The following is a 10,512-nucleotide window of genomic DNA, read 5'->3' as shown; positions in this document are numbered from 1 at the left end:
TTGTGCTCGAAAATCTGCTGAGTAGGTCATCTTTTATATTTCACTTTGCTTGGTTTAAAAGTATTGTACCTTTTCTATTTTGGACTGACTATAGAACTACGTTTTAGGTTACGAAAAATTTTCGAAGGTTCAATTTCTAGTTTTTCGTTGAGTTGATTGATATTTAATTTAAATGACATAGCACATACTCTTAGATAAATTTTCGGAAAAATACATAGTGTTTTTGGAACAAAAATCTTTTTATTATTGGTATCAGGTTTAGGGTTAAAATAACTTATCAATTTAATAAGCTAAAAGCCAGTGTATAATCAATGTAACTGAATAAAACTATTTTTTGTTCAGTATTAATACATAAATTTACGTGTTTTGTATCGTTAAAATTTAAGTGAATACCAAATGTCCCTAAAATCCAGCTTTAAAGGTTTCCTAGGTGAAACCGTCATCAACGTCGCCATGTGGCTAAAACTAGAAAAAAACGTCTATCATCGATTAAATGGTATTACCTTACCAAGAGACAATGGTGGTAGCACTCAAATCGACCATATTATCGTCTCTGTATACGGCATCTTTGTCATCGAAACCAAAAATTATAAAGGTTGGATATATGGTAGCGAGAAGCAAAAGCAGTGGACACAAGCTTTCCCAAATGGAAGTAAATTCAAATTTCAAAACCCACTGCGTCAAAATTATCTGCACATCAAGACGCTCGCAGATTTATTAGGATTGGAGTTGAGCTACTTCCATTCGATGATTGCTTTCATCGGTGAATGTGAGCTGAAAACCCGTGATGAGTTGCCTGAACACGTATTGACAGGTGGCATGGTGTCTTATGTGAAGAAGAAGCAAGATAAGATACTGACTGAAGACGAGGTTAAGTCCATCGTTGAGCAGATTAACAGCAATAGATTTAGCAAATCTTGGCGCACTAACAGAGAGCATAAAGCCTATCTAAAAGACAAGCATAGCCCGTCAAACAAGCAGCCTAGCGGTAACGCTACTGATAAACCAATTGTTAAAACTGCCAGTAAGCCAATACCTGAGCCGATAGTAAAAGAAACCGCTAAACGAGCCACGCTGAAAAGTAGAGAGGTGCTGCAGTGGTCTGGTCAGACTGAGATTGAATCTAGCGAATTAATAACTGACAGTATGAATACTCAGCAGGCAAACACACCATATGATATGGCTAATAAAGTGTTTCTTACACCGTTTGAAGTTATGGAGCCTGAGTTATCGGGCAATGATTTTAAAACGGCTGAATGTGAGATTATCACGTTTAATAGCACCAATCTTAAAGCTGTTGAGCAAATCAATCATACAGCTATTACAGAGCAAGTACCTGCCTGTCCAAGATGCAATGGCGAGATGATCAAACGTGTTGCCAAAAAAGGCGCACATCTTGGTCAGGAGTTTTACGGTTGTTGTCAGTTTCCTAAGTGTCGCGGCGTGGTGAATATGAACTAGCGGTATTCTATATAAGCCATACTTTATATAAGCCGTATTACATACAGCTACCTGAGCTAAGCACAACTGGCAATTAACCAATCAGCAACTGCTCTCACTCGTGCAGAGCGTCTGACATCGGGATGCATCACAAGATAGAGAGGGTAGTCTTGAGTGAGTGGAATGCTGGCATTTGAGATTGAATACTGATTGTCTGAAACGAGTGTTGAAGAATGGATGTTCTCCAATGTTGGTTGTGTTCGAGCGGTCAGCGCTACTCGGTTAATTGGGTCAACTGCTATCAGCTCTGGGTATTGGTGAGCCAAAAACTCTGGCAGTAACGCGATGCCTATTTTTTTACGAGCAGCATGACAGGCCATATATAAATCATTAGTGTTAAATGCAATCGTATAGGCATGCTGTTTCATCAATGCCTGTGACCAAGCCAGTACTCTGGCATTAGCTTGAAACTCTATTAATTGCCATTGTTCAGAATGGGTGCGTTTAAGGTATTCGTTACTAGCAAAGAAACCGTATCTTGTGGACCCAATGATACGAGCAACCAGATCTTCCTGTGTGGGACAACGCGTTCTTATGGCGATGTCTGCTTCTCTGTGATGTAAATTGCTCAAGCCAACTTCACCGCTCAATGCGACTAATATATCTGGGAACTGCTGGCGAAACTCAGCCAGAGCCGGTATCAGCACTTCATTTGCCCAGACAGGTGGTGCCGATATAACAACTTTGCCCTGCATCTCGTTCTGATCAATTGCCATTCTCTCAAATACGGCTATCTCTTTTTTCACCTCAATGGCTTGGCTGTAGAGCATCGAGCCTTCTGGCGTCAGTGCATAGCGTTTGCCTAGCCGATCAAACAGATTTACCGATAATGTTTGCTCAAGATGATCAATTCGCCTCGCAACCGTACTGTGTTGTACCCCCAGCTCTTCAGCGCAAGCAGTCAGAGTCTGTTTTTCCACCAAGCAGACAAAGTAAGCCAAATCATCCCACTGCATATCACTACTACCTTTCAGTATGAACACTAGTTTTAGTATAAATAATCAGTTTAGCAAATTTCACCGTGCATTTTTGCACAGTGATTGCTTATCTATAATCTGTTTATCCTTACGCCACTATATTAGACTCGTTATCTACTTTATAAAGTATTGAGAGACGTATGCAATCACCATCAAACACCCAAACACTCGATCAATTTTTAGGACACATTTTTATGGGTGAATATGAGCAAGCCATGCAGCGATGTGATGAAAACGTTAAATTTGTGGTTTTTCGAGAGAATACAGACAGTCAGGTGCCTATTTATGGGACGCACAGTGGCAAAGATGAAGGTGTTGATTTTTTTAAAAATCTTGCAAAAATGTTCGAGTTTGGCGAGTTTATAATGGAGGAGTCTATCGTCGCTGATGATTATGTGATCAGATTTGGCAAACTTGCTCACACAGTCAGACACACGGGGAAAGTATTTAATAGCCTGTGGTCAATGATTGTCCGTTTTAATGATGCTGGCGAGATTGAACTATACCGCATGCATGAGGACACAGCGGCATTAGAAGCTGCTATGCAAATCTCAAGATAGACGATAAATGAAAGGTTGAAACTGCTTGAGGCTATAATGAATCAGATGAAGCGAAAAAGTTATAAGTTCCGCATTGTTAATACTGCAATTATGGCACTCTCATTATCAGGGATGATGACAGTTTATATTACCTTTATCAATCTGGGTATGGTGGATAGGTTTGTTTATTACTGGTTTAAGGCTTGGATGCTGGCAGCGCCTGTCGCCTTTGTTTGTGTCATGATAATAGCCAATCCGGTGCAAAAATTGACTAAAAGACTGCTAGACTCATAATTCATCAGAACACTATTACTCAGAACGCTTGAATTTATTGCCACGACTACTGTCGAAACAAGTTTTATCGGTAAGCTACGTACACCCGAAACACTAACCGCTACTTCATAATAAAAGCGACATCAAAATCATGGGTTGGCACAAAATTACTTTCTTTGATTTCAAACGTCGTTGGTCCAATTTTTTTGACTTTACCCTTACCTTTCCAGCAGAACGAGACCAGTTCGTTAGGGTCGCGTTCGACAGTCAGCTTAAAGTTAGTGATAGGTTTTGCCCAGCTTGCCCCCGTAGTCAGGATATAGCTTAAGGCATGATAGGGACGGCCATTCTTGTTAAAGGATCTCTGAGTTGAATCATCTACGCAAAAATTGCCATATTGCCCACTGTCTAAATCTACAGATCCACCCACTAACGGTTTATACGTGTGTTTGACCTTGGTAATCGTATTGGCTTTAAAGATTTGCTTCCAACTATAGATCACCTGTGAATCCCAAGGTATATAAAGACTTTCTCTATCATAGATGAATCTATCTAGTGCCTTATTATTACAATCTACAAGACGTTGATTGATGTCATCGGTATCAAATTGATACGTCCAAGGTGCCATCATTTCAGCGTCACTAATACCACAGGCTTTAAAAATCTGTGTGGTATCAATAGGCGTTTTCCCATAGTGTCTATTACCATCTTTGGTGACAATCGGATGCATAAAAGTACGAACATGCTGATTTGGAATGATAGGTTTGCCATTGGCCCAAATTTTAAAGTTATTATAAGTGGCACTGGTATCGGCGTAATCTGAGTCTATAAAACTAGGCACAGCTGGCATCGGAAAAAGAACCGTCTCAGTAATGTCTTTATTACTGAGATTTTTGAACTCATAATTGACACGAATTTCCTCTTTTGAGATGTATAAATCTTCACTATGCATGCTGATATTCTTATTTTTAAGATATTCAACACCGCCTGTGCCGACGTAGCCCGTAGAGTCGTTCGCTTGGGCAGCCGTCATCGCTATCAGCACAGCGTAAGCTAACGTACCGCTAAGCATCAGATAGCGCTTATCCATATATTTCTTCCAAGCGTAAACAAGCGACCAATCGACCGTCCCATTCGCGCAGTTGTGGCTCTACTTCGCTGCATTGCTGCTTGGCGTATGGACAACGTTTGTGTAGGGCGCAGCCACTTGGTGGATTAAGCGGACTTGGTAGCTCACCTTGTAGCGTCAAATCATTTTTATGGCCATTTACCGTTGGTGCAGCGGCCAGTAGCGCGATGGTATACGGGTGTTTTGGCGCGTTATAAATCGCTTCTTTGGGGCCATGTTCGACCGCTTGACCTAAGTACATGACCATCACATCATCAGCGACATGGCGCACGACCGATAAGTTATGCGAGATAAAGACGTAAGCAGTGCGATACTCATCCTGCAAATCCATAAATAGATTTAGTACCTGCGCCTGAATGGATACATCGAGTGCAGAAGTCGGTTCATCAGCGACAACGATTTTAGGATTGAGCATCATGGCGCGGGCGAGGGCAATCCGTTGGCGCTGACCACCAGAAAACATATGTGGATAACGACCAGCATGTTCGGGACGTAGGCCGACATTTCTCATCATCTCGTTGATTTTGTCGCGCTTTTCTTCTTTGGACAATTTGGTATGGATATCCAATGGTTCAGTCAATTGATAGCCAATAGTATGGCGCGGATTTAAGCTGCCATAAGGGTTTTGAAAAACCATTTGAATTTCGGTACGTAACTCTTTGAGCGCTTTTCTACTATAGCCAGTGGTGCCTTCATCGTTGATAAATAGCTCACCATGAGTAGGCGCTTCGATCAGCGTCAGCTGGCGGGCAAGGGTTGATTTACCACAGCCTGACTCACCAACGACGGCCAATGTTTTGCCAGCTTCAAGCTCGAATGAGATACCATTGAGCGCTTTTACGTATGCTTTTGCTTTGCCCAGACCTTGTGATACTGGGTAATGCTTGTGTAGGTTGTCTGCTTTTAAGACCACTTTGTTACTCATACTTGGGACTCCAAAGTAGCAGCGTGAGAGGGGCGAGAGGTAATATTAGAATCAATACAACGTACCTTGCCAGTAGGTGTATCTAAAATAGGTGGTGGAACTTCGCAATCGGGTTCTTTATATGGGCAACGTGGAGACAATAGGCAGCCGCTTGGGCGATCGTATTGACTCGGCACGACACCGGGTAAGCTGTTTAGACGGTCTTGACCGATAGCCAGCTCTGGGATGGCTTGTAGTAATGCTTCAGTATAAGGGTGAGCAGGATTTTGAAAAATCTCTGGCACAGTACTGGTTTCAACCACTTGTCCGGCATACATGACCGCGACATCACGTGAGTTCTGTGCGACCAGTCCCAAGTCATGAGTGATCAATACCATCGCCATTTGCTTTTCGCGTTGCAATCGGCTCAGCAAGTCCATGATTTGCGCTTGTACGGTGACATCGAGTGCGGTAGTTGGCTCATCTGCGATCAGTAGTTTTGGCTCGCAAGCAATTGCCATCGCAATCATAACTCGTTGGCTCATACCACCTGATAGTTGATGCGGATAGACTTTGAGACGATTCTTTGCATCGGGCATCTCAACCAACTCTAGCAGCTCTAAGATGCGCGTCTGTACGGCTGCGCCGCGCAAGCCAAGATGCTTGCGTAATACTTCACCTAGCTGCATCTCAACCGTAAAGCTTGGATTTAGACAAGACATCGCATTTTGAAAAATCATAGAGATGTCTTTGCCAATGATGCCGCGTTTCTCTTTGGCTGGCATACTGAGCATGTCTTTATTATCAAACATCACTCTCTGAGCACGTACGGTCGCAGAGGGCGGCAATAGTCCCATCAGTGCCATCATCGTGACGGACTTGCCTGAGCCAGATTCACCGACGACGGCGATGACCTCACCTTGTGCGATTTTCAATGACACATCATCGACTGCACGAAAGGCGCGTATCCCTTGACCGAACGTAACCGATAGGTTTTCGATATCTAATAACAATGGAGATTCTTTTTTTGATGCGCCATTCATAGAGGTATGGTTGGTTGGTGTTTTAATTAATGGTTCAGTCATCTTAGGTCACCTGCTTTAATTTGGGATCTAGTGCATCGCGTAAGCCATCACCAGTCAAGTTAATCGACAGGGCAGCCAAGAAAATAGCGACACCCGGCCAAATAGCGAGCCAAACATTACTCTGAATATATTGACGTGCCGTACCTAACATCGCACCCCATTCTGCATCTGGTGGCTGTACGCCAAAGCCTAAGAAACCAATCGCGCCTGCTTCCAAAATAGCAGAAGAGAAAATCATTGTTGCCTGTACGATAAGCGGTGCCATACAGTTGGGCAAAATGGTGATAAACAATAAGCGCAGTACGCCAGCACCCATCACTTGTGAGGCAATAAAGTACTCACGTTGTAGCTCTACCATCGCAGTGGCACGAGTCAGCCGAATAAAAGGTGGTGTACAGACCAGTGCGATCGTAATAATTGTATTGGTCATAGAAGGCCCTAAGATAGCGGCAATGATGATGGCCAATAGTAAGCTCGGATAGGACATCAAGATGTCATTGACCAACATGACGGCCTTGCCCCAGACTTTTGGCCAAAACGCAGCACTCAATCCTAAGGAGATACCAACCAACATCGCAAGAGTCGTAGCACTTAGACCAATAAACAGTGAATAACGCGCACCATACATCACTCGAGACAGCGTATCTCGACCCGCATCATCAGTGCCGAGCCAAAACATGGTGTTGCCGCCATCTAGAAAGGCCGGTGGTAACTGCTCTTGACCAGTAAACAACTCGTAAGGGTCATGGGGAGCAATAGTAGGCGCAAGTATGGCGATAAGCACCATCAAAGCCAGTACAATAAAACCAAGTACCGCGCCTTTATTGCGACAAAACGTCGATAAAAATAGCTGCCAAGACGAGGGCGGCGTGAGTGCCGCAAGCTTAAGATCAGAGGGAACAGCAGAAGGCTTCATGAGCATTTCCTATAGTGGCTAACGCGTTACAAGTATGTAGAGTTCCATTTCTAGCAAACATTCCTAGCAATCATTCAGGAATGTGCTGAAAACGACTCAAAACCATGCAATCGCTATTTTTCACTACTTATAATATGAGTATTTATCAATGTTAGATTAAGAAGTATGTCGAATACGTGGGTTGATAAGACCATACAAAATATCAATAAATAAACTAACCAAAATCAAGGCAGTGGCGACCAGTAAAATACCGTTCTGTACAATAGGATAATCACGAGTGAAAAATCCATCGAGTAGCCAATTACCGACGCCTGGCCAACTAAAGATGGTTTCGGTGATAATCGCACCTGCGAGCAATGTCGCCATCTGTAGACCAACGACGGTAACCACCGTAATCAAGGCGTTACGCATCACGTGCACCATGATTACGCGGCTTGGTGATAAGCCTTTGGCGCGCGCGGTACGCACGTAGTCCTCATCTAATACCTCTAGCATCGCAGAGCGTGTCATCCGTGCAATCATTGCAAGTGGAATAGTCGATAAAGCAATAGAAGGCAAGATAAAGTGTTTGACCACGTTCCAGAATGCACCAGGTTCTCCCGATGTGAGAGAGCCGAGTAGCCATGAGCCATATAACGGCTGCACATCTAAAAATTGTGCGACAGATATCACCCCAGCGACAGGTAGTAAGCCTAAATAGTGAGCGAATATACCAGTGAGAATTGGCCCTAATAAATAAATGGGCATAGAGTAACCTGCCAGTGCACCTGACATCAGCGTGTAGTCAATCCATGTACCACGTCGCAGCGCGGCAAAAATACCTAAGCTCACGCCAATGACACTAGCAATGACAATGGCGCATAGAGCCAGCTCCAAGGTTGGAACGAAATGGGCAAAGAAATCTTGTAATACGGGGGTTCGAGTACGAAAAGACTCGCCAAAATCACCCGTCAAGATGCCAGTCAGATAATCCCAATATTGGGCGACAAGAGGTTTGTCTAATCCCAGTCGCTCTAGGGCGCGCGCATGTAGCTCTGGATCGACCATACGTTCGCCCATCATAATCTCGACCGCATCTCCAGGGACGAGACGAATCAGAGTGAAGGTCGATAGCGTTAAGCCAAGGTAGACAGGAATGAGAATAGCGATTCGACGCAGAATATAAAGTAGCATGGGCTGCTCAATAGTTGTGATTCAATGATAAGAGTGTTTGTGAGGGTAAGAGGGTTCGCGACAACGCGTTTAATGCAGATGAATACGGCTGGTGCAGGAAACCTGATCCAGCCGAATATAAATTAAACCATTATGTATGTCGTATCGAACGTAATCAGTCAGGGTTATTCGACCTTGACACCATCGAAACGTATTGAGCCAAGTGGGCTGATTTTATAATCGACCACGTTTGGTGCGGTGAATACCGTTACTACCGAATGCGCCATCGTTGTCCAAGGCAGTTGCTCTTTGAATATCTGCTGCGCTTGTACATATTCATTCACGCGCTCATCTTGATTATTAATCTGACGAGCATTGGTGACTAAATTATCGAAGTCTTTGTTACACCAGCGAGAATAGTTATTTCCGCCGACAGCGTCACAAGACAATAACGAACCTAGCCAGTTATCTGGATCTCCATTGTCGCCGGTCCAACCCGCTAGAATGACATCAGGCTCACCTTTAGCCGCGCGTTTTAAGTATTCACCCCACTCATAAGTCACAAGTTTGGTATCAACACCAATCTTGGCCCAATCTGCTTGTAGCATTTCAGCCATCAGTTTGGCATTAGGGTTATATGGTCGTTGAACGGGCATATACCATAAGTCGATAGAAAGGTTGTCTGCGCCCGCTTCTTTGATAAGGGCTTTTGCTTTCTCAACGTCATAAGGTGCATCTTTGAGCGACTTGTCGTAACCCCACTGCGTTGGCGGCATCGGATTGGTGGCTTTTAAGCCTTCGCTTTGATAGACCGCATTGATGATGGCGTCTTTATTGATAGCCATGTCTAATGCTTGACGAACTCTCAGATCACTCAATTTAGGTTTTTCGACGTTATAACCGACATAACCGACGTTAAATCCAGGTTGGTCAAGTACCGTAGCCTTACCAGAATTTTTGACTGCTTCAATTTCAGCAGGCTTTGGATAGGCGGATACATGACATTCACCTGCTTGAACCTTTTGTGCGCGAACGGCTGAATCTTTTGTGATGACAAATACTAAGTTGTCGATATGGATGTCGTCTTTGTTCCAATAATCTGGGTTTTTGGTATAGCGAATTTGCGCGTCTTTTTGATAAGAAGTAAAGACGAAAGGTCCGGTACCCACTGGCTTAGTATTAATATCAGCTGCATTGCCATCAGCCATCAATTTGTTGGCGTATTCAGCAGAGTTGATATAAGCGAAAGGCATTGCTAGGTTCTGTAAAAACGGCGCGTTGGTCTCGCTGAGCGTGACTTTTACCGTATAGTCATCCACTTTTTCAATATTTGAGATAATATCAGGTAATCCCATACCAACCGAATACGGGAATTCAGCAGGATAGGCTTTATTAAATTCAAACTCTGGGTTTGTAATACGCTCTAGGGTAAAGAGAATGTCGTCTGCGTTAAAATCTCGAGTCGCAGTAAAGTAATCAGTTGTACCAAATTTGACCCCTTTACGTAGGTTAAAGGTATAAGTTTTACCATCTTCGCTCACATCCCAACTTTCGGCCAATCCTGGCTGAATTTCGGTACCCGCTCTTTTGAATTCTACCAAGCCATTATAGATAGGGAAGGCGCTCGCATCAAAATCAGTACCTGAAGTGTATTGTGCTGGATCGAAACCTGCAGGGCTACCTTCTGAACAATAAAGCAATGTTTTAGCCGCTTTAGCATCTGAGCTAGCAGCAGAATCGTCGGTGGTTTTGTTGTCGCCGCCACAGGCACTAATACCTAAGATAAGTGTCGTCAGCATGGTAAGTTTAAAGAGGGATTTTTGCATTATTACATCCTATGTAGTGATAGGTAGCTACTCGTATATCTACATGTTCGTACTCGATCATGAATATAATGAGCAAGCATTTAATAACCTTGAAAATGTCTATTTATGTGATCTTTTATATGATTTTCCATACATACAAAAAGAAACATATTATTAGTTGTTATAATTTTAATTTATAGCAGTGGAAACTAAAAATATAAACAAGTCGTTC

10 protein-coding genes are annotated in these 10,512 nt (G+C 43.3%); 3 read left to right on the top strand and 7 right to left on the bottom strand.

What is annotated here, in order from left to right; all coding sequences use genetic code 11:
• Positions 1-396 precede the first annotated feature (396 nt).
• Positions 397-1,461 (top strand): NERD domain-containing protein, encoded by a 1,065-nt coding sequence (locus tag ACZW67_RS13660; RefSeq protein ID WP_465183707.1) that lies wholly within the window; start codon positions 397-399, stop codon positions 1,459-1,461.
• Between the two features lie 56 nt (positions 1,462-1,517).
• Here ACZW67_RS13660 and ACZW67_RS13655 read toward each other — a convergent pair whose 3' ends face one another.
• A complete protein-coding gene (locus tag ACZW67_RS13655) occupies positions 1,518-2,456 on the bottom strand; it encodes a LysR family transcriptional regulator (protein ID WP_465183706.1) in 939 nt (312 codons plus the stop codon).
• Between the two features lie 161 nt (positions 2,457-2,617).
• Between ACZW67_RS13655 and ACZW67_RS13650 the strand changes: the two genes are divergently transcribed.
• Both ACZW67_RS13650 and ACZW67_RS13645 read left to right on the top strand, forming a co-directional pair.
• Positions 2,618-3,037 carry a nuclear transport factor 2 family protein gene (locus tag ACZW67_RS13650; protein ID WP_465183705.1) on the top strand — a complete coding sequence of 140 codons (420 nt, stop codon included), beginning with the start codon at positions 2,618-2,620 and terminating at the stop codon, positions 3,035-3,037.
• A gap of 45 nt (positions 3,038-3,082) precedes the next feature.
• Positions 3,083-3,310, top strand: a complete 228-nt coding sequence (locus tag ACZW67_RS13645) for a DUF2798 domain-containing protein (RefSeq protein WP_465183704.1) — start codon at positions 3,083-3,085, stop codon at positions 3,308-3,310.
• Between the two features lie 100 nt (positions 3,311-3,410).
• Here the strand turns inward: ACZW67_RS13645 and ACZW67_RS13640 are convergent, their stop codons facing one another.
• The 6 genes from ACZW67_RS13640 to ACZW67_RS13615 form a co-directional block, all read right to left on the bottom strand.
• Complete coding sequence (locus ACZW67_RS13640) at positions 3,411-4,379, bottom strand: DUF4424 family protein (RefSeq protein ID WP_465183703.1); 969 nt, start codon at positions 4,377-4,379, stop codon at positions 3,411-3,413.
• Entirely contained in the window at positions 4,372-5,343 is a 972-nt protein-coding gene (locus ACZW67_RS13635; RefSeq protein WP_465183702.1) for a peptide ABC transporter ATP-binding protein, read from the bottom strand. Before ACZW67_RS13635 ends, ACZW67_RS13640 begins: the two co-directional genes overlap by 8 nt.
• Complete coding sequence (locus ACZW67_RS13630; protein WP_465183701.1) at positions 5,340-6,407, bottom strand: ABC transporter ATP-binding protein; 1,068 nt, start codon at positions 6,405-6,407, stop codon at positions 5,340-5,342. Before ACZW67_RS13630 ends, ACZW67_RS13635 begins: the two co-directional genes overlap by 4 nt.
• A gap of 1 nt (position 6,408) precedes the next feature.
• A complete protein-coding gene (locus tag ACZW67_RS13625; protein ID WP_194197835.1) occupies positions 6,409-7,323 on the bottom strand; it encodes an ABC transporter permease in 915 nt (304 codons plus the stop codon).
• Positions 7,324-7,479: 156 nt separating this feature from the next.
• The gene (locus ACZW67_RS13620) at positions 7,480-8,496 is read right to left on the bottom strand and encodes an ABC transporter permease (RefSeq protein WP_110923113.1); all 1,017 of its coding nucleotides are present in this window, start codon (positions 8,494-8,496) and stop codon (positions 7,480-7,482) included.
• A 164-nt stretch (positions 8,497-8,660) separates the two neighbouring features.
• Positions 8,661-10,301: an ABC transporter substrate-binding protein gene (locus tag ACZW67_RS13615; RefSeq protein ID WP_465183700.1), complete on the bottom strand. Its 1,641-nt coding sequence runs from the start codon at positions 10,299-10,301 to the stop codon at positions 8,661-8,663.
• Positions 10,302-10,512 lie beyond the last annotated feature (211 nt).

The sequence above is a fragment of the Psychrobacter sp. TPE 89C genome (assembly GCF_055522395.1).
This window is presented reverse-complemented; position numbering and strand designations above follow the sequence as displayed.

What these genes read in the sequence shown, in the direction of transcription:
- ACZW67_RS13640 (WP_465183703.1), bottom strand. Translation starts at nt 4,379, where the DNA reads ATGGATAAGCGCTATCTGATGCTTAGCGGTACGTTAGCTTACGCTGTG.
- ACZW67_RS13660 (WP_465183707.1), top strand. Translation starts at nt 397, where the DNA reads ATGTCCCTAAAATCCAGCTTTAAAGGTTTCCTAGGTGAAACCGTCATC.
- ACZW67_RS13645 (WP_465183704.1), top strand. Translation starts at nt 3,083, where the DNA reads ATGAAGCGAAAAAGTTATAAGTTCCGCATTGTTAATACTGCAATTATG.
- ACZW67_RS13655 (WP_465183706.1), bottom strand. Translation starts at nt 2,456, where the DNA reads ATGCAGTGGGATGATTTGGCTTACTTTGTCTGCTTGGTGGAAAAACAG.
- ACZW67_RS13635 (WP_465183702.1), bottom strand. Translation starts at nt 5,343, where the DNA reads ATGAGTAACAAAGTGGTCTTAAAAGCAGACAACCTACACAAGCATTAC.
- ACZW67_RS13625 (WP_194197835.1), bottom strand. Translation starts at nt 7,323, where the DNA reads ATGAAGCCTTCTGCTGTTCCCTCTGATCTTAAGCTTGCGGCACTCACG.
- ACZW67_RS13630 (WP_465183701.1), bottom strand. Translation starts at nt 6,407, where the DNA reads ATGACTGAACCATTAATTAAAACACCAACCAACCATACCTCTATGAAT.
- ACZW67_RS13620 (WP_110923113.1), bottom strand. Translation starts at nt 8,496, where the DNA reads ATGCTACTTTATATTCTGCGTCGAATCGCTATTCTCATTCCTGTCTAC.
- ACZW67_RS13650 (WP_465183705.1), top strand. Translation starts at nt 2,618, where the DNA reads ATGCAATCACCATCAAACACCCAAACACTCGATCAATTTTTAGGACAC.
- ACZW67_RS13615 (WP_465183700.1), bottom strand. Translation starts at nt 10,301, where the DNA reads ATGCAAAAATCCCTCTTTAAACTTACCATGCTGACGACACTTATCTTA.